Source organism: Salicola sp. Rm-C-2C1-2 (genome assembly GCF_040196175.1).
GTDB lineage: Bacteria > Pseudomonadota > Gammaproteobacteria > Pseudomonadales > Oleiphilaceae > Halospina.
Map to the genome: position 1 here is coordinate 1 of NZ_JBEFNF010000005.1, position 19,834 is coordinate 19,834.

Here is a 19,834-nt window from a genome sequence, read left to right on the forward strand (position 1 = left end):
CGAACTCAGAAGTGAAACGACTCAGCGCCGATGGTAGTGTGGGAGATCCCATGCGAGAGTAGGTCATCGTCAGGCCCCTACACCCAAGCCCCGCCGGCAACTCCGCGCGGGGCTTTTTTGTGTGTGACTCAGGTCCCATTTCCTGTAAGCGACGCATTTTCCTTTCGCCTGTCCGCGAAAACTGTTGACTGAATCAAAGCATTACTTTCCTGCCTGAGTATGCTGTAGCACAAGGAATTTGCTTTTCCGTTCCCGGTTCAGGAGTTTGGCAATTGGCGGATAGGATCCTGAAAACGAACCTGGCATTCGCACTCTGTTGTGTCGCCGGCATACCTGCGACCTGGGCGTCCGGGATGGAGCCCATGAGCGAGCAGGAGATGGCACAGGTTCAGGGGCAGGGCGTCGGCATCGTCATGGAGGACTTCCGCTTTGCTCATGGACACGATCCCGATAATAATCAGACGTTCAGATTGAGTGGCATCACCAACAGTGCCGGCGATGACGTCGACGTTCTGGTGAATCAACTGTATATCGGGGGCTCTGCAAGCCAGAAGGGAGAAAATCTCCAGACCGTTAATCTTGGGCGCCTGACCAACCCTTTCCAGGTTGACCTGATCGATGGTGATGCAGTTGGCGGTGATGCAGCGGGTAAAGCGGTTTTTGAATATGCAGCTCCGACAAAGGTTTCACAGGCCAACGGAGTTGAATGTCTGCCCGGCGGGGCGGACACCGGCTGTGTCAGCCGCGGAGCGGATTCCGGAAATGACATTCGCGGTGAACGCATGGATGTCGGCTTTGAGGCGACGGTTCAGCCCGGCACTGCCTCACCCCAATCGGTTAACATCCATGCCAAAAGAGCTGTTGTAGATGGCAGCTATATTCAGCTCTGGGGTGCGACCCCGGATGACGATCGGCAGCAGCTGCGTGGTCGCATTCAGACCAATTTCTATACGCCCAGTCTTACGGTCAGTGCCTGTGAGCAGGGCGGAACCAACTGTAACAGCCAGATTGCCTTTAATGACTTCATGATGGAGTTGGCGTTGGGCAACGCACATCAGCCTCTGTTTATGGGTGTTCTGGGTGTTGGTCAACAAGTTACGACCGATGGGGAAACCGTCGCCGGCCCTGGAAATTTCAATTTTGAGCTGAAAACCATCACTAAAGCGCGCTCACCGGATCCGATTAATGACCCTGGTGACGGGTCCAGCGACGACGATGAAACCCATAATTTCTACTCGGACTATTACAACAACAGCGAGTACCGCAGCGACATTGAAGTCGGTAATCTGAAGGTTGGTGGGCAGGACATGGGTGAGACTCGGATGAAGGGCATGCTGTTCCAGAAGCTGAATGTGACTACAAGGAGTCTGGACTGAGATGCTTATACCTGCGTATTCCATCAGACACTCAATGTTTGCCCTGCTTGCTTGGTTCGGTCTCGCTGGAACTGTCACCGCTGACATGGAATCCATGAGTGATCAGGCTCTGTCAGGGGTCAGTGGGCAGTATGGCGGAATGTCGCTTTCCGGTGATGTCACGTTCAACGAATCCGGCGGTCCCTTGAAGGGAGAGGCAGTCGGGTTCGACTGCAATAACGGTAAGCGTTGTGGTGCGCGAGTCGCCGCGCAGCTGAACCAGGGCGGTGGCTGGATTGTACTGGATGATCTTCAGGGCACCTTCGAGTTCATGGGGCTGACCCTTGCGACCCGTTTGATCACCGGAAGCGATACCGGATTCGGCTCGGATGCTGCGGACTTCAATCGCACAGTCATAGAGATCGGGATGCCCGAAACCGCGAGCTTTACGGATTTCAGCTACACCATGGCAACCAGTTCAACCGCCCGCCCTTCTGATAATGATTTCCAGCAGGTTGATCGCCTCAACGTGGAGATTGGAGGCGATGTAACACTGGATGGCAATGCATTGATATTCCCTACGGAGCCTTGAGCAATGACGATACCAGTAGGCCATCGCAGGGTTTGGTTAACGGGTGCAGTACTTTATGCCGCAATCGGGCCGGTATGTGCCATGGAAGCCATGGACGATGCCGAACTGGCTGGGGTTCAAGGGCAGGCCGGTGTCACCATGGAAATGGCCACCGAAGCCTCCGTGGACCGTTTCAGCTATTTCACCAATGGTAACGGCATTCATCTTGAAGACATCGATGTAGGCTCCGCGTCCGATCCCAATGGTCTGGCAAGACGGGATTATGAACTAGATCTGCTGAACGACGACAGCCTTGAGATCGGTGTCGATATACAGGACGAACGTGTATCGGTTGGTGGTATTTCGCTGGATGACAGCGGGACCAAGAGCATGGGGTCGTTCTGGATGGATCGCAATATGGATGGTTGGTTCCGGATCACGCCGGGCGGGGCGCTGTCAGAGGAGGGGTATACCTTTAACTCAGACCTCTCGATGCAGGGATCACGCTTTGGCTACCAGACGAATGGGCATCAGCTCTTTCTCGATGAGGTGACGGTGTCTGCCATCGCCTCAGATCACACGCTCGATGTTAACAACGGCATCGTTGAGTATGCGGCTCCAACTGAGCTGGAAGTGGGGATAGGGGCGATTCGTTACGCCGAGGGTTCAACCCCTGTTCGCGGTGATCAGAGTAACCGCGCCAGCATGGGCGGGATTGAGGCGTATATGGACTTTGTTTCCGAATTCGAGATCCGTGGCGGGGGCGGTCGCCAGGGGGCAGAAGGGCTCCAGGTTAATGCTGATACAACGCTCAATACAGCCAACTTCCTCTATAAAACCAATGGCTACGGCTTAGTGTTGAGTGACATCTCTGGCACTTCCTCGGTCCAGGATCTGCGAATTGAAGTGGGCAAGGATTTTACCGATGCGGGGCGCCAAGGGCTGGCATTCACCCTGAACGGTAGCGGCTCCCGCGCGGAAGGTAATCTCAGTATTGGCGATATAAAGCTTGGCGTTGATGCAGGGAGCCGTGACGGAGGCCGCAACATAGGTTCCGTCGATCTCAGCTGGCTTTACGAGAACCAGACCATCAATGGTGACGCTTTCGGCAACCAGACTTATGTGATGGCAGGGGGACACTCGGATGCAGGCGATGAGGGCATGCGCTTCGCCTCCGAGTGGAGTCTTGCGGATGCAGCGCTGACGTGGACGACCGATGGCAGTTCAGTGCTTTTTGACGGGATACAGTCCTGGGGGCGCGGTGATGTAACCGTTAACGTAACAGGCGATGAGAAACTGGGCGGTACTCAGTTCTATGAGGGCCTTCGTGTGGGGTTTGAGGGAATCTCGGGTGGGTACCGTATGGATGGTATCCGTGTCGGATCTAAAGGCTCTGTAGAAGGGGCTGAAGTGCAGGGCGGCGTGGAGCTTTTGAGTGCGCTTGGTGTGTACCGGTCTTTCGAATTCGGCAATATGGATGGCCAGTATACCCTGACCCCGGGCGTTGCTGGTGGCGAGGGAATCACCATCAACTCAGATCTCTATATTGAGGATGGGCGAATCGGGTCGCTGACTGAGGAGTCTGGCCAGGGAATCTGGGCGGACGATCTGTCCTACGAAGGCCACATTCGTGATATGACCCTGGAAGTGGTTAAGAACGGCCTCCGGGTCATGCGTGGGGAAGCCTGGAGCACCATGGACGTGGGAAATCTGCGCGTCGGTGACGCACAAGACGGTGCCAGCTTCGGGCGCATTGTCTGGCAGCGCTATGGTCAGAACAGCGAGATGGTAATTACAGGCCCGGAAGGGAAGGAAGGGCTTAAGTTGGCACTCACAAGCATCTTCAATCAAGCGGTTGGGGAAAAGCGGAACCGCTTCCTTTGGGAAACCGGACGGACGACGGATGGAGACGGTAACCCTGAAAACGGAACCGGAATGCAGCTGGTGCTCGATAATGTTCACACTTCGGATGGCCCGGGCGCAGCGACGAATGACTTCGGAATCAAGACGGACCTGACCGTCGATGTCCGTGAGGTGGAGTCGGCGCAGGGACTGCAGCAGGGCTTGCATGTGAATACGCGTACAAGGTTCAGGGAACTCAATGTGGGCAGTGTGGATCTTGTCCATAACGATGGGAGCGGCAACAGCTCCACGGCGACAGCCCTGCAGGGTGTCAGCATCCAGAACATGGATATGGAATCCAATCTGAGCGCGACCCCGATTCCCTGAGGTGTTCCTTTCCTGTGCTTTGTTGGTTACCTTAGCCGGAACAGGCTAGGAGACCGCATGCACCTCTATTCTCTGATCCATCTACTCGCGGACGGAAAGCTGCATTCCGGAACGGACCTCGCGGACCATCTGGGGGTGACGCGTACTGCCGTGTGGAAGCAACTGCGCCGTCTTGAGGAAATTGGCGTTGAGGTGGAGTCGGTTCGTGGTAAGGGGTACCGGCTTGCTGAACCGCTTGATCTGCTTTCCCGTGAGCCCGTTGAGAAGGTGCTGTCCCGGCGCACTCCACAGCCGGAGTTGATTCTGGAGCCGGTTGTCGAGTCAACCAACGCAGTCCTGATGGAGCAGCCCAGTTGCTCAGAGGGTCCCCGGATTTGTCTTGCTGAACAGCAGCTGCAGGGCCGGGGCCGCCGCGGTCGGCGCTGGTTCAGCCCCTTCGCCCAAAACCTTTACCTCAGTATAGGCCTGGAAACCGATGCGGGAGCTGCGGCGGTACAGGGTGTGACCCTCCGTGCCGGCTTGGGAGCCGTCCAGGCTCTTGCTCGTCTGGGTATAACCGGGCTGGGGATCAAGTGGCCCAATGACATTTGGCTCAATGGGCGCAAGGTCGCAGGCATCCTGACAGAGCTCCAGGGGTCAGCCCAGGATGATCTCCGGCTGGTTGTTGGGGTTGGGCTCAATGTCTATATGACGGCAGCCGAAACAGCTATTGATCAACCCTGGACCTCGCTTGTCCGGGAAGGGCAGGTTCCCGACGGAGGGCGTGATTGTCTTGCTGGCCAATTGATTGACGGCATCCTGGCATCAGTAGCGGATCTGGATGTCGGGGCCGATCCTGAAATCCCGCTTGAATGGGCGCAATATGACGTCCTGCACGGTCGGCAGGTGGCCGTCCGGGGCAGTGACTGCCGGGGCGTTGGCGATGGTATTGATGCGTCAGGGCAGCTGCGGCTTCGCACTCCTCAGGGGGAAGTTGTCCTCCTGAATGCTGGTGAGGTAAGCCTGGAGGTTCCGGTTGATTCTGCAGGTTGATGCCGGCAACTCTCGTGTTCATTGGCGGATTCTGGACGAGCATCGGACTGTTGCCGGGCGGGGCGCCGAGTCATGGGATGCGGTGAGCGCTGGTGTTCTTGCGGGCATGGTTCCCGGTCGTGTCACTCGATTGGAGTTTGCTTCCGTTGCAGGACAGCGAGCGCGAGATCTAAAGGCATGGTTTGTGAGCGCCGGCAATGTGGATGTGGAGGAATTTGTTAGTACTCCGCGCCAGTGTGGTGTGCTTAACGCGTATGAAGACCCTGCGTGCATGGGCGTTGATCGGTGGCTTGCAATGGTCGGGGCCTACAGCCGGTGGGGAGGCCCAATTACGGTTGTCGATGCAGGTACAGCCATCACCATTGACCATGTGGATGAAACAGGTAATCATCGTGGGGGTTATATCCTCCCGGGCGCCGCGCTGATGATGCAGTCGCTTGGGGCTGGGACTTCAGATGTGCGCACCGGGCACATCGTAGAGTACGGAACTGCGCCCGGAGTAACGACCTCCGAATGCGTTCATCACGGTATTGCTTGGGTCATTGAAGCGTTGATTCGCAACAGCTCACTTTACTGGAATGGGCGCGGCAGAACAGTTCTGACAGGCGGTGATGCGGAAATGGCTGCCGCGGGCCTGAGTCAGGGAATACTGGTAGAATCGGAGCTGGTTTTTGCCGGTATGGATGCGGTAATTGATGAAATGCGTAGCGGCTTTTGAAGCGCGGGAGCGGATTTGCGGATTTTGTTCGGATTGCTCTTTCTCGCCAATCTGGCGATTTGTCTGCTGACCGAACGTCTCCCGGAGCCGGCCTCGCAGTCGGTACCTGAGGCTAATTTGCCTCGGGTAGAGCCGATTCAGGTGATTGAAGTCGATAAGGGTGTTGCAAAACCGGAAAATTATCCTTAGGATACTGCCCTCGCTGATTGGCGTTACAGAGCTGGTGTAGCTCAGCAGGCAGAGCAACTGACTTGTAATCAGTAGGTCGGGGGTTCGATTCCCTCCACCAGCTCCAGATCAGCACCGTTTTAAAGCAATTGGCCCGCGGGCTGGTTGCAAAACGGAGGGGTTCCCGAGTGGTCAAAGGGATCAGACTGTAAATCTGACGCGAAAGCTTCGCAGGTTCGAATCCTGCCCCCTCCACCATATTTGCGGGTGTCGTATAGTGGCTATTACCTCAGCCTTCCAAGCTGATGACGCGGGTTCGATTCCCGCCACCCGCTCCAGGTTGTCGTGAGCTCATGTAGCTCAGTGGTAGAGCACACCCTTGGTAAGGGTGAGGTCGGCGGTTCAAGTCCGCCCATGAGCTCCAGTTTTGAAGCTGGCTATAACGAAACTAAGAAAGGCAACGGCGCGGGAGAAAGGTCAAGTGTCTAAGCAAAAATTTGAAAGAGATAAGCCGCATATCAACGTGGGCACCATTGGTCACGTCGACCACGGCAAGACGACGCTGACAGCGGCGATGACGCGCGTGAGTGCGGAAGTATTCGGTGGTGAAGCGCGTGCGTTTGACCAGATCGACAACGCGCCGGAAGAGAAAAACCGCGGCATCACCATCGCGACCTCGCATGTCGAATACGGCTCGGAAGACCGCCACTATGCGCACGTCGACTGCCCCGGTCACGCCGACTACGTCAAGAACATGATCACCGGTGCGGCGCAGATGGACGGCGCCATCCTGGTGGTTTCGGCTGCTGACGGCCCCATGCCGCAGACTCGCGAGCACATCCTGCTGTCCCGCCAGGTTGGCGTTCCGCACATTGTGGTTTTCCTCAACAAAGCCGACATGGTTGATGATGAGGAGCTGCTCGAGCTGGTTGAGATGGAAGTGCGCGAGCTGCTCAACGAGTACGACTTCCCGGGTGATGATACGCCGATCGTGACCGGCTCCGCGCTGATGGCGATGGAAGGCAAGGACGATAACGGTTATGGCACCACTGCGGTGGCGAATCTGATCAAGGAAATGGATGGTCATATTCCGGAGCCGGAGCGCGCCATTGATCAACCGTTCCTGATGCCGATTGAAGACGTTTTCTCCATCTCCGGCCGTGGTACCGTTGTCACCGGTCGTGTTGAGCGTGGTGTGGTCAAGACAGGCTCTGACGTTGAGATTGTCGGGCTGCGTGAGACGCAGAAGACGGTCTGTACCGGTGTTGAGATGTTCCGCAAGATGCTTGATGAGGGTCGTGCGGGTGAAAACATTGGTGCGCTTCTGCGTGGCACCAAGCGTGATGACGTTGAGCGTGGCCAGGTTCTGGCCAAGCCGGGCAGTATTACGCCCCACACGCAGTTTGAGGGCGAGATCTACGTTCTCAGCAAAGACGAAGGCGGTCGCCATACGCCGTTCTTCAGCGGCTATCGCCCGCAGTTCTATTTCCGGACCACGGACGTAACCGGCACCTGTCAGCTGCCGGAAGACGTTGAGATGGTAATGCCGGGTGATAACGTCAAGCTGACGGCGACGCTGATCGCTCCGATTGCGATGGAAGACGGTTTGCGCTTCGCGGTACGTGAAGGCGGCCGAACCGTCGGCGCAGGCGTTGTGACTAAGATTATCGAATAAAAAGTTTCGGTGCAGGCCAGTAGCTCAATTGGCAGAGCAGCGGTCTCCAAAACCGCAGGTTGGGGGTTCGATCCCCTCCTGGCCTGCCATTTATTTCGGCACCCACTAAGTTGAACCCTATGGAATCCAGTTCCAGAGAGGCGGCGACCCGCTTTGACACCGCAAAGTGGGTTGTCGTCATTGCTTTGGTGGCGGCAGGTGTAGCCGGCAACCATTACTACGGGGGCGAGTCCCTTCTTTATCGTGTCCTGGCACTGGTGGCGTTGGCGCTTATCGCTGGCGCTGTCGCGCTGCAGACAGCTAAGGGGCGCCAGCTGGCCCGTATTATGAGAGAAGCCAAGGTCGAGATCAGAAAAGTGGTCTGGCCGACCCGGCAGGAGCTTCTTCAGACGACAGCCATCGTGCTTGGTTTCGTTTTGTTGGTGGCGCTGATCCTGTGGGGGATGGATTCTCTGGTGGCGTGGATTGTTTCAAGTCTGATCGGTTAACAGAGAGCGGCACATGGCGAAACGCTGGTACGTGATTCACGCCTATTCCGGCTTTGAAAAGCATGTCATGCGGTCCCTCAGGGAGCGGGTGGAGCTCAATAATATGGACGACTTTTTCGGTGAGATTCTTGTTCCAACCGAAGAAGTTGTTGAGATGCGCGACGGCAAAAAGCGCACGAGCGAACGTAAGTTCTACCCGGGCTATGTACTGGTTCAGATGGAAATGACTGATGAAACTTGGCACCTGGTGAAAAGCACTCCCAGGGTCATGGGATTCATCGGCGGGACACCGGATAAACCGGCCCCGATCAGTGAGAAAGAGGCGGAAGCTATCCTTCAACGCGTCGAGACTGGTGCTGAGCAGCCAAAGCCGAAGACGCTGTTTGAGCCTGGTGAGATTGTGCGCGTTGTAGAAGGTCCTTTTGCGGATTTTAATGGCGTGGTCGAGGAAGTTGACTACGACAAGAGCCGCGTGAAGGTGGCGGTTCTCATATTCGGCCGGTCTACGCCGGTCGAACTGGAATTTGGCCAGGTCGAAAAAGACTGAAGGTCATCCGGGGAAATACACGCAGGTCTTTGTTGGGCCTTGCGTGTGTTTCTGTCTCAACGGGGAGCCATTAAGGCGTTTGAACCCATCAGGAGGTTATCGTGGCTAAAAAAGTTCAAGCTTACATCAAGCTGCAGGTCGCGGCGGCAAAGGCCAACCCGAGTCCGCCTGTCGGGCCGGCTTTGGGTCAGCATGGCCTGAATATCATGGAGTTCTGCAAGGCATTCAATGCTGAAACGCAGGACATGGAGCCCGGAATGCCGATTCCGGTAGTTATCACGGTGTATAATGACCGTAGTTTTACGTTCATTACTAAAACACCGCCGGCGCCGGTTCTCCTTAAAAAGGCAGCCGGCATCTCGACCGGGTCGGGTAAGCCAAACACCGATAAGGTGGGCAGCGTGACTCGTGAACAGCTGGAAGAGATTGTGAAAACCAAAGATCCCGATCTGACGGCCGCTGATATGGACGCTGCTGTGCGTACCATTGCAGGCACGGCACGCAGTATGGGCCTGAACGTGGAGGGGCTCTGAAATGGCAAAACTAAGCAAGCGCCAGAAGCTGATCCGCGAAAAGGTTGACCGTACCCAAGAGTACAGTGTGAGCGAAGCGGTTGATATTCTGAAAGATCTCGACCAGCACACGAATTTCCAGGAATCCGTTGATCTGGCCGTGAATCTGGGGGTAGATGCCCGGAAATCAGACCAAGTGGTGCGTGGTTCCACAGTCCTTCCCAATGGCACGGGCAAAAGTGTACGCATCGCCGTGTTTGCCCAGGGCGATAATGCGGAAAAAGCCGAGGCGGCTGGTGCTGACGTAGTTGGAATGGATGATCTGGCGGAACAGATCAGAGGTGGCGACCTGAACTTTGATGTCGTTATCGCTACGCCGGATGCCATGCGCGTCGTTGGCCAACTTGGCCAGATCCTGGGGCCGAGGGGGCTGATGCCGAACCCCAAGGTTGGCACCGTAACCGCTGATGTCGAAACCGCCGTTGGTAATGCCAAGGCCGGCCAAGTCCGCTTCCGCACCGACAAGAAGGGCGTTGTGCACTGTGCTGTCGGCAATGTCAGTTTTGACGCTGAGGCGATCCGGCAGAACCTGGAGGCGTTGCTGGGTGATCTGAAAAAGCTCAAGCCTTCAACCGCCAAGGGTGTCTATCTTAAAAAGGTAACGCTGTCCTCTACGATGGGGCCAGGCATTACCATTGATCAGTCAACGCTGTCCATCTGACAGGTTGCGGAATACCGGGTACCGGTTTTCGGTACCCGTAGCAAGCTTTGTAGTCTAGGCGTGAGCCGGGCTGTCAAAGACCGCAGGTCCCCGAAACTTTAGGGTACAGGGGCTAAAGCAATGCCTGCGCAGACGGTGTAAGACGTTCTCTTCGAACAAAGACACCGTAAGGGCGCCCTCAGGGGCGTGAGTTGATCGCCGGTACTGCCGGCACAACCTGAGGAGTAAAACCAGTGGCAATCCAACTCGAAGGCAAAAAGGCGATTGTCGCCGAAGTCAACGAGGCTGCCAGTGGTGCTTTGTCTGTTGTCCTTGCGGACTACCGGGGTGTGAACTCCGGCGATATGACCGCTTTGCGCACCAAGGCTCGTGAACAGAACGTCTACCTGCGGGTGGTTCGTAACACGCTCGCGAAGCGTGCTGTTCAAGGAACTGACTTTGAGTGCGTAAGTGAGGCTCTCGCCGGTCCAACCCTGTTTGCATTTTCCATGGAAGATCCGGGTGCGGGCGCACGCCTGCTCAAGGATTTTTCAAAGGAAAACGACAACTTTGAAATCAAGGCACTGGCCGTAGGTGGCGAGCTGCTGGGTGGGGAGCAGATTGATCGGCTGGCTAAACTGCCGACACGTGACGAAGCACTGGGGCAACTCGCCAGCGTCATGCAGGCTCCGATCACCAAGTTGGCACGGACCTTCAATGAAGTTCCGTCCAAGGCTACTCGCGCGGTAGCTGCAGTTCGTGACCAAAAGAAAGAAGCAGCCTGATTGGTTTTTTATCATTTTTGAATCTGGAGAATAGTCATGGCTCTGTCTAAAGACGATATCCTTAATGCAATCGCCGAAATGAGCGTCATGGAAGTAGTTGAGCTCGTTGAAGCGATGGAAGAAAAATTCAACGTTTCCGCTCAGGCTGCTGTTGCGGCAGCCCCCGCGGCTGCTGGCGGTGGTGAGGAAGCCAGTGCTGCTGAAGAGCAGACCGAATTCGACATCGTACTGACCAGTGGCGGTGAGAAGAAGGTCAACGTGATCAAGGTTGTGCGCGAACTGACGGGCTTGGGCCTGAAAGAAGCGAAAGCCTTGGTTGACGGCACGCCCGGTACCGTCAAAGAAGGTGCTAGCAAGGAAGAAGCGGACGACGCCAAGGCGAAGCTTGAGGAAGCAGGCGCCACTGTTGAGCTCAAATAACGGCTGTTACAGCTGTCCAGAGCGCTGAACCTGCGGATTGGCTGGTGGCGTATGCCGCCGGCCTTTTCGCGTTATATGAAGGTCACCCGGGTCACGGATCCGGGTGCCCGGGCCTGACCCGGGACCGAACCCGGTGCACTGCTTTCAGGCCGGGAACACCAGTTATTGAGTCCGAAGCTGGGGAATGCAGATGACTTACTCCTACACCGAGAAAAAGCGAATCCGCAAAGAGTTTGGCAAGTTGCCGTCCGTTATGGATGTTCCGTTTCTGCTTGCAACGCAGATCGACTCCTATAGGGACTTTCTGCAGCTTGAATCAGACGCGGATAATCGCAAGAACACGGGCTTGCATGCCGCGTTTCAGTCCGTTTTCCCGATCACCAGTTATTCCGGGAACGCAGCACTGGAGTATGTCAGCTATCGGCTCGGCGAGCCGGCATTTGACGTCAAGGAATGCCAGCTTCGGGGGGTGACCTACGCGGCACCGCTTCGCGTGAAAGTGCGCCTGGTTATCTATGACAAGGAGTCCTCCAACAAGGCCGTTAAGGACATCAAGGAACAGGAAGTTTACATGGGCGAAATGCCCCTGATGACCGAAAACGGCACCTTCGTGGTTAACGGCACTGAGCGGGTGATTGTCTCCCAGCTTCATCGTTCGCCCGGTGTCTTCTTTGATCACGACAAGGGCAAAACCCATTCTTCAGGCAAGCTCCTGTATTCAGCCCGGGTAATCCCCTATCGTGGTTCCTGGCTGGATTTTGAATTTGATCCGAAGGATTCGGTATTCGTGCGCATCGACCGTCGGCGTAAGCTGCCGGCTACGATTCTGCTGCGTGCGCTGGGATATACCTCCGAGCAGATTCTTGAACTGTTCTTTGACAACAGCCGCTTCACGCTTGGTAAAGAGTCCTGCAAGCTCGAGCTCGTGCCCAGTCGGCTGCGTGGTGACATTGCGACCTTCGACATCAGTGATAAAGAAGGTAATGTCATTGTCGAAAGTGGTCGCCGGATTACGGCGCGCCATATCCGGCAGCTGGAAAAGGCGGGCGTCAGCGAGCTGGAGGTTCCGCGTTCCTATCTCCATGGTCGCGTGGTTGCCCGTGATATTGTGGATGAAAGCACTGGCGAAGTGATTGTCGAGTGCAATACAGAACTCACTGAAGAACATCTCGAAAAGCTTGAGGAAGCGGGCATCGAGGCGGTTGATACGATCTATACCAACGATCTCGACTGCGGTCCGTTCATGTCCGATACGCTGCGGATTGATCCCTCGCGCAACCAGTTAGAGGCGCTGGTTGAGATCTACCGCATGATGCGTCCTGGCGAGCCGCCGACCAAAGAATCCGCAGAGACGCTGTTCAATAATCTGTTCTTCTCGGAAGACCGGTATGACCTTTCCGCCGTGGGACGAATGAAGCTGAACCGTCGGCTCGGGCGCGAGGAGTTGGAAGGCTCCGGCGTTCTTGAGGAACAAGATATCGTGGATGTGCTGCGTACACTCGTAGACATTCGCAACGGCAAAGGCGAGACAGACGACATCGACAACCTCGGTAACCGCCGTATCCGCTGTGTTGGTGAGATGGCGGAGAACCAGTTCCGTGTCGGGCTGGTACGGGTCGAGAGGGCGGTCCGTGAGCGTTTGAGTCTTGCTGAAAGTGAAGGCCTGATGCCGCAGGATCTGATCAACGCCAAGCCGGTGGGCGCGGCAATCAAGGAGTTCTTCGGATCAAGCCAGCTGTCGCAGTTCATGGACCAGAACAACCCGCTTTCTGAGGTAACGCACAAGCGCCGTGTTTCGGCTCTTGGTCCGGGCGGGCTGACGCGTGAGCGCGCCGGCTTCGAAGTGCGGGACGTGCATCCGACCCACTATGGTCGTGTCTGCCCGATCGAAACGCCGGAGGGGCCGAACATTGGCCTGATCAACTCCCTGGCCACGTACACTCAGACCAACAAATACGGTTTCCTAGAAAGCCCTTACCGAAAGGTTATTGACGGCGAAGTCACAGACGAAATCGTTTATCTTTCCGCCATCGAGGAAAGCAATTACATTATCGCCCAGGCCAGCGCCAAGCTGGACGATAACGGCAAACTGTCCGATGAGCTCGTGACGGTGCGGCACAAGAACGAGTTCACCGTTATGCCGCCAGAGAAGGTCAACTTTATGGACGTCTCCCCGCGGCAGGTAGTCTCCGTAGCCGCGGCGATGATTCCGTTCCTGGAGCATGACGACGCGAACCGTGCCCTTATGGGCTCGAACATGCAGCGTCAGGCTGTGCCTACCCTGCGTGCGGATAAGCCGCTTGTTGGTACGGGGATGGAGCGAACGGTAGCAAAAGACTCAGGCGTTTGTGTCAACGCGGAACGCGGCGGTGTGATCGAGAGCGTGGATGCTTCACGTGTTGTCGTTCGGGTACGTGACGATGAAACCAGCGCCGGTGATGCGGGCGTCGACATCTACAACCTGACCAAGTACACGCGCTCCAACCAGAACACCTGCAGCAACCAGCGGCCGATTGTCAGCCCTGGAGATGAAGTCGCGCGTGGCGATACTCTCGCTGATGGCCCCTCGGTGGATCTGGGTGAGCTGGCGCTGGGCCAAAACATGCGCATGGCGTTTATGCCCTGGAACGGCTACAACTTTGAGGACTCCATTCTCATTTCTGAGCGTGTTGCTCAGGAGGATCGTCTGACTACCATCCACATTCAGGAACTAACCTGTGTGGCAAGGGATACCAAACTGGGCTCTGAGGAAATCAGTGCGGACATCCCGAACGTGGGCGAGCAGGCGCTTTCAAAGCTGGACGAATCCGGTGTGGTCTATATCGGCGCGGAAGTGGATGCCGGCGACATCCTCGTGGGCAAGGTCACGCCCAAGGGCGAAACCCAGCTGACGCCGGAGGAAAAACTGCTGCGTGCTATCTTCGGTGAGAAAGCCTCTGACGTGAAGGACACGTCGCAGCGTATGCCCACGGGTAAGCGCGGCACGGTTATCGACGTTCAGGTCTTTACTCGCGATGGTGTCGAGAAAGATCAGCGTGCTCTGTCTATTGAGCAAGATGAGCTCAATGCCTTCCGTAAAGACTTGAAGGATGAGTACCGTATCGTTGAAACCGCGACCTTTGAGCGTCTTATCAGCGCGCTGGAAGGGCAGACGGTCATTAGCGGGCCCGGGGTGAAGAAGGGCGACACTCTGGACGCCGAGTACCTGAGCAAGCTCAGCTCTGACGAGTGGTTCAAGCTGCGCATGCAGGATGATTCCCTGAATGACATGCTCGAGCGTGCCCAAGAGCAGCTGGAAGAGCGCCGGCAGGATCAGGAGCAGCGCTTCGAGGTCAAGAAGGAGAAGATCCAGCAGGGCGATGATCTCGCACCGGGCGTGCTCAAGATCGTGAAGGTCTACCTTGCGGTTAAGAGTCGAATCCAGTCTGGCGACAAGATGGCTGGCCGTCACGGTAACAAGGGCGTGATCTCCGCCATCATGCCGACCGAAGATATGCCCTTCGACGAGCAGGGCGAACCGGTTGATCTGGTTCTCAATCCACTGGGTGTCCCTTCCCGGATGAACGTAGGCCAGGTTCTTGAAACCCATCTGGGCGCTGCGGCACGAGGACTGGGCGACAAGATCGATACCATGCTCGAGCAGCAGAAAAAGGTCAGTGAGATTCGAAGTTTCCTCGACCAGGTCTACAATGGCACGGATACACCGACAGTGAACCTTGACGAGCTCAGCGACGAGGAAGTACTGACGATGGCGAACAACCTCCGAGGTGGTGTTCCCATGGGGACTGCGGTGTTCGACGGTGCCAATGAGACCGAGATCAAGAAGATGCTTGAGCTCGCCGATATGGACACCAGCGGCCAGACCAAGCTGTTCGACGGCCGCACTGGCGATGCTTTCGATCGCCCGGTAACGGTCGGCTACATGTACATGCTCAAGCTTAACCATCTGGTTGAGGACAAGATGCATGCCCGTGCGACCGGCTCCTACAGTCTCGTCACTCAGCAGCCTCTGGGCGGTAAGGCGCAGTTCGGCGGCCAGCGCTTCGGTGAGATGGAAGTCTGGGCCCTGGAGGCCTATGGTGCCGCTTATACCCTGCAGGAAATGCTCACCGTCAAGTCCGACGACGTGAACGGGCGCACGAAGATGTACAAGAACATTGTTGATGGTGACCACCGGATGGAACCGGGCATGCCAGAATCCTTCAATGTTCTGGTTAAGGAAATCCGGTCGCTCGGCCTCGACATCGATCTCGAGACGGACTGACCCGAAAACTGTTTGGCAGCGACGGCGGTGGCGCAGAGCTACCGCCAGTGATTAACGCTCCGGAGCCAATATTATGAAAGACCTGCTCAACCTGCTGAAGAACCAGAATCAGAAACAGGAATTCGACTCCATCCGGATTGGCCTAGCCTCTCCGGAAATGATCCGTTCCTGGTCCTTTGGGGAAGTCAAGAAACCGGAAACGATCAATTACCGGACATTCAAGCCGGAACGTGATGGCTTGTTCTGTGCCAAGATTTTCGGGCCGGTGAAGGACTACGAGTGCCTTTGCGGTAAGTACAAGCGCCTCAAACATCGTGGTGTGATCTGCGAGAAATGTGGCGTAGAAGTGGCGCTGGCCAGCGTGCGGCGTGAACGCATGGGTCACATCGAGTTGGCTGCGCCAGTGGCGCATATCTGGTTCCTCAAATCGTTGCCTTCACGCATCGGTTTGATGCTGGACATGACTCTGCGCGACATCGAGCGAGTGCTTTATTTCGAATCATTCATTGTTATCGAACCGGGCATGACGACCCTGGAGCGCGGCCAGCTGCTCAATGACGAGCAGTACTATGAGGCGCTTGAAGAGTTCGGTGACGAATTCGATGCGCGCATGGGGGCGGAAGCTGTCAAGGAAATGCTTGGGGATATCGATCTCGGGGAAGAGATCGATAAGCTTCGTGAAGAAATGCCGCAGACAGCCTCTGAAACCAAGCTCAAGAAGTTTTCCAAGCGTCTGAAACTGATGGAGGCGTTCTACTATTCCGGCAATAATCCGCAATGGATGGTGATGGAAGTGTTGCCGGTATTGCCCCCGGATCTGCGCCCGTTGGTACCGCTGGACGGCGGCCGGTTCGCCACTTCTGACCTGAACGACCTCTATCGGCGGGTTATCAACCGCAATAATCGCCTCAAGCGTCTGCTTGAGCTCAATGCGCCGGACATCATCGTGCGCAATGAAAAGCGTATGCTGCAGGAATCGGTGGACGCCCTTCTGGACAACGGCCGTCGTGGTCGTGCGATTACGGGCTCCAACAAGCGCCCGCTCAAATCCCTCGCAGACATGATCAAGGGCAAGCAGGGCCGTTTCCGCCAGAACCTGCTGGGTAAGCGTGTGGATTATTCCGGTCGTTCGGTGATCGTTGTCGGTCCCTACCTTAAGCTTCACCAGTGCGGCATTCCGAAGAAGATGGCACTGGAGCTTTTCAAACCCTTCATCTTCTCCAAGCTTGAGCATCGTGGTCACGCGACGACCATCAAAGCGGCCAAGAAGATGGTTGAGCGTGAAGAAGGGCTTGTCTGGGACATCCTGGAAGAGGTTATCCGTGAACATCCGGTTCTGCTGAACCGGGCACCGACACTGCACCGTCTGGGTATCCAGGCGTTTGAGCCGGTGCTGATTGAAGGCAGGGCGATTCAACTGCATCCGCTGGTCTGTGCACCCTATAACGCGGACTTCGATGGTGACCAGATGGCGGTGCACCTGCCGCTGACGCTGGAATCCCAGCTCGAGGCGCGGGCACTGATGATGTCCACCAACAACGTTCTGTCGCCGGCGAACGGCGAGCCCATCATCGTGCCCTCTCAGGATGTGGTTCTGGGGCTTTATTACATGACCCGTGAACGTCTTCGGGCCGAAGGTGAAGGCCGGATCTTTGCGGACCTTGACGAGGTTGAGCACGCATTCGGGTCGGGCGAAGTGGCTCTGCAGGCAAAAGTACGAGTGCGTGTTACCGAGGTCGACTTGGACGACGACACGGGTGAGCGTCATGTGGAGACCAGTATCCAGGACACCACAGTCGGCCGGGCGATGCTGTACAACATCACGCCTGAAGGTCTGCCGTTCAGTCTGGTCAACCAGGCTATGGCCAAGAAGCAGATCTCGAAGCTGATCAACGCGTGTTATCGCGAAGTCGGTCTCAAGGAGACCGTGGTCTTCGCCGACCAGCTGATGTATACCGGCTTCCATTATTCCACAGTCTCCGGTTGCTCCATTGGCGTGAACGACTTCGAGGTACCTGATGAGAAGTACACGCTGATCGAGGAAGCCGAATCCGAGGTCATGGAGATCGAACAGCAGTTCGCGTCTGGTCTTCTGACGCAGGGTGAGAAGTACAACAAGGTGATCGATATCTGGGCGCGGGCCAATGACCAGGTCTCGAATGCCATGATGGATCGCTTGAGTAAGGAAGAGGTGATTACGCCTGAGGGCGAGGTCGCGAAAGACGAGAACGGTGAGGAGTTGACGCAGGAGTCATTCAACTCGGTCTACATTATGGCCGATTCCGGGGCACGTGGTTCGCCTGCTCAGATCCGTCAGCTTTCCGGCATGCGGGGCCTGATGGCCAAGCCGGACGGCTCGATCATTGAGACGCCAATCACCGCCAACTTCCGTGAAGGTCTCAACGTACTGCAGTACTTCATCTCCACGCACGGTGCGCGTAAGGGGCTGGCGGACACGGCCCTCAAGACGGCGAACTCGGGGTATCTGACCCGGCGCCTCGTAGACGTTTCGCAGGATCTGGTTGTGACCGAGGAAGACTGCGGCACAGATGATGGCATCCTGATGACACCTCTGGTTGAAGGCGGTGACGTTGTCGTGCCGTTGGGCGACCGGGTGCTGGGCCGTGTTACCGGGAAAGACGTGTTTACGCCCGGCGACAAAGAGAACCCGGTGGTCGAAGCGGGAACACTGCTTGATGAAAAACTGGTGGACAAGGTCGAACGCGCGGGTGTCGACGAGGTGTGGGTACGCTCAACGATCACCTGCCACACCCGTTATGGCATCTGTTCCAAGTGCTACGGTCGCGACCTTGCCCGCGGGCATCAGGTCAACGTCGGCGAAGCCGTTGGTGTTATGGGTGCCCAGTCGATCGGTGAGCCGGGTACCCAGCTGACCATGCGTACATTCCACATTGGTGGTGCGGCAAGCCGGGCATCTGCGACGGACAACATTCAGGTCAAGCACGGGGGCAAGGTCCGGCTGCACAACCTCAAGTCCATCGAGAAGAGTGATGGGACCCAGGTGGTGGTTACCCGTTCCTCCGCGCTGGCAATTGCCGATGAGCACGGGCGTGAGCGTGAGTGGTACAAGCTGCCTTATGGTGCGGTGCTTGAGGTTTCGGAGGCGGCTGAGGTCGACGCCGGCACCGTAGCTGCTAAGTGGGATCCACACACGCACCCCGTCATCGCGGAAGCCGAAGGCAAGGTTCGGCTGCTTAGCATTGAGGAAAACATCACCGTCCGAACTCAGACCGACGAGCTTACCGGTCTGTCGACGATTGAGGTGATGGATCCCAACGATCGGCCAGCATCCGGGAAAGATCTGAGGCCCGCAGTAGAGCTGGTGGATGAAAGCGGCGAGCCGGTGACGCTTGCCGGTGGCTCTCCTGCTCACTACTCGCTGCCTTCCAGCGCACTGGTAACGTTGCGTGAGGGAGACACCATCGAACTGGGTGACGTGATCGCCCGTATTCCGCAGGAAACCACAGGTACACGGGACATTACAGGTGGCCTGCCGCGAGTAGCGGATCTGTTTGAGGCGCGTAAGCCCAAGGATCCGGCCATTCTTGCAGAGGTCAGCGGCGTGGTTTCCTTCGGCAAGGAAACCAAGGGTAAGAAGCGCCTGGTGATCACACCGAGAGACGGCGACCCCTATGAAGCGCTGATTCCGAAGTGGCGCCAACTGAACGTTTTTGAGGGTGAAACCGTTGAACAGGGCGAGGTCATCTCTGATGGTCCCTCCAATCCTCATGACATTCTGCGGCTTCTGGGCATTACCGAGCTGGCGAAGTACATCACGAACGAGATCCAGGACGTGTACCGACTCCAGGGTGTCGGCTTGAACGACAAACACATTGAAGTGATCTGCCGGCAGATGCTGCGCAAGGTTAATATCGTTGATTCCGGCGACACGAGCTTCATCTCTGGAGACCAGGTTGAGTATACGCATGCCATGGAAGAAAACGAGCGTATGGAAGCTGAAGGCAAGATGCCGGCAACATTCCAGCGCGAGCTTCTGGGTATTACCAAGGCGTCGCTGGCGACGGACTCCTTTATCTCTGCGGCCTCCTTCCAGGAGACCACAAGGGTTCTCACTGAAGGTGCGGTCAGCGGTAAACGGGATTATCTGCGCGGGCTCAAGGAGAACGTTGTCGTGGGTCGCCTGATCCCAGCGGGCACTGGATTGGCGTATCACGAGGAGCGCCGTCGCCGCCGCGAAGATACAGAGCAGCAGGTCAGTGCCGACGATGTTGTCGAAGCGCTGAGCGCAGAGCTCAATAAGTAACCAGTTACCTTGACTGGGAAGGGGCGCAGACTTAAACTTGCGCCCCTTGTTGAACCGCCCAGACAGGGCAAAAACCGTCTGAAAA

Annotated in this window: 14 protein-coding genes, 5 tRNA genes and 1 rRNA gene; all 20 read left to right on the forward strand. The window is 56.6% G+C overall.

Annotation, left to right across the window (positions count from 1 at the left end; translation table 11 throughout):
* Positions 1 to 75 (forward strand): 5S ribosomal RNA (gene rrf / locus AAF659_RS15120); the annotation flags it as partial.
* 287 nt (positions 76 to 362) lie between these two features.
* Positions 363 to 1,376 carry a hypothetical protein gene (locus tag AAF659_RS09650; RefSeq protein WP_349751538.1) on the forward strand — a complete coding sequence of 338 codons (1,014 nt, stop codon included), beginning with the start codon at positions 363 to 365 and terminating at the stop codon, positions 1,374 to 1,376.
* 34 nt (positions 1,377 to 1,410) lie between these two features.
* Positions 1,411 to 1,947: a hypothetical protein gene (locus AAF659_RS09655; RefSeq protein ID WP_349751539.1), complete on the forward strand. Its 537-nt coding sequence runs from the start codon at positions 1,411 to 1,413 to the stop codon at positions 1,945 to 1,947.
* Positions 1,948 to 1,950: 3 nt separating this feature from the next.
* Positions 1,951 to 4,155, forward strand: a complete 2,205-nt coding sequence (locus AAF659_RS09660) for a DUF6160 family protein (protein ID WP_349751540.1) — start codon at positions 1,951 to 1,953, stop codon at positions 4,153 to 4,155.
* 57 nt (positions 4,156 to 4,212) lie between these two features.
* Positions 4,213 to 5,187: a biotin--[acetyl-CoA-carboxylase] ligase gene (locus AAF659_RS09665; protein ID WP_349751541.1), complete on the forward strand. Its 975-nt coding sequence runs from the start codon at positions 4,213 to 4,215 to the stop codon at positions 5,185 to 5,187.
* Positions 5,171 to 5,905, forward strand: a complete 735-nt coding sequence (locus AAF659_RS09670; protein ID WP_349751542.1) for a type III pantothenate kinase — start codon at positions 5,171 to 5,173, stop codon at positions 5,903 to 5,905. Before AAF659_RS09665 ends, AAF659_RS09670 begins: the two co-directional genes overlap by 17 nt.
* A gap of 219 nt (positions 5,906 to 6,124) precedes the next feature.
* Positions 6,125 to 6,200 (forward strand) — tRNA-Thr (locus AAF659_RS09675).
* Between the two features lie 47 nt (positions 6,201 to 6,247).
* Positions 6,248 to 6,331 (forward strand) — tRNA-Tyr (locus AAF659_RS09680).
* Between the two features lie 5 nt (positions 6,332 to 6,336).
* Positions 6,337 to 6,411: transfer RNA gene (locus AAF659_RS09685), tRNA-Gly, on the forward strand.
* Positions 6,412 to 6,422: 11 nt separating this feature from the next.
* A tRNA-Thr gene (locus AAF659_RS09690) sits at positions 6,423 to 6,497 on the forward strand.
* Between the two features lie 57 nt (positions 6,498 to 6,554).
* Positions 6,555 to 7,748 (forward strand): elongation factor Tu, encoded by a 1,194-nt coding sequence (gene tuf / locus AAF659_RS09695; RefSeq protein ID WP_349751543.1) that lies wholly within the window; start codon positions 6,555 to 6,557, stop codon positions 7,746 to 7,748.
* Between the two features lie 13 nt (positions 7,749 to 7,761).
* Positions 7,762 to 7,837, forward strand: a tRNA-Trp gene (locus tag AAF659_RS09700).
* A gap of 30 nt (positions 7,838 to 7,867) precedes the next feature.
* Positions 7,868 to 8,236: a preprotein translocase subunit SecE gene (secE, locus tag AAF659_RS09705; RefSeq protein WP_349751544.1), complete on the forward strand. Its 369-nt coding sequence runs from the start codon at positions 7,868 to 7,870 to the stop codon at positions 8,234 to 8,236.
* A 13-nt stretch (positions 8,237 to 8,249) separates the two neighbouring features.
* The gene (gene nusG, locus AAF659_RS09710; RefSeq protein WP_349751545.1) at positions 8,250 to 8,783 is read left to right on the forward strand and encodes a transcription termination/antitermination protein NusG; all 534 of its coding nucleotides are present in this window, start codon (positions 8,250 to 8,252) and stop codon (positions 8,781 to 8,783) included.
* Between the two features lie 101 nt (positions 8,784 to 8,884).
* A complete protein-coding gene (gene rplK, locus AAF659_RS09715; protein WP_349751546.1) occupies positions 8,885 to 9,316 on the forward strand; it encodes a 50S ribosomal protein L11 in 432 nt (143 codons plus the stop codon).
* A 1-nt stretch (position 9,317) separates the two neighbouring features.
* Entirely contained in the window at positions 9,318 to 10,016 is a 699-nt protein-coding gene (gene rplA / locus AAF659_RS09720; RefSeq protein WP_349751547.1) for a 50S ribosomal protein L1, read from the forward strand.
* A gap of 233 nt (positions 10,017 to 10,249) precedes the next feature.
* Positions 10,250 to 10,780: a 50S ribosomal protein L10 gene (rplJ, locus tag AAF659_RS09725; protein ID WP_349751548.1), complete on the forward strand. Its 531-nt coding sequence runs from the start codon at positions 10,250 to 10,252 to the stop codon at positions 10,778 to 10,780.
* Positions 10,781 to 10,816: 36 nt separating this feature from the next.
* Positions 10,817 to 11,200, forward strand: a complete 384-nt coding sequence (gene rplL / locus AAF659_RS09730) for a 50S ribosomal protein L7/L12 (RefSeq protein ID WP_349751549.1) — start codon at positions 10,817 to 10,819, stop codon at positions 11,198 to 11,200.
* Positions 11,201 to 11,390: 190 nt separating this feature from the next.
* Positions 11,391 to 15,464 carry a DNA-directed RNA polymerase subunit beta gene (gene rpoB / locus AAF659_RS09735; protein ID WP_349751550.1) on the forward strand — a complete coding sequence of 1,358 codons (4,074 nt, stop codon included), beginning with the start codon at positions 11,391 to 11,393 and terminating at the stop codon, positions 15,462 to 15,464.
* A gap of 73 nt (positions 15,465 to 15,537) precedes the next feature.
* Entirely contained in the window at positions 15,538 to 19,749 is a 4,212-nt protein-coding gene (gene rpoC, locus AAF659_RS09740) for a DNA-directed RNA polymerase subunit beta' (RefSeq protein WP_349751551.1), read from the forward strand.
* Positions 19,750 to 19,834 lie beyond the last annotated feature (85 nt).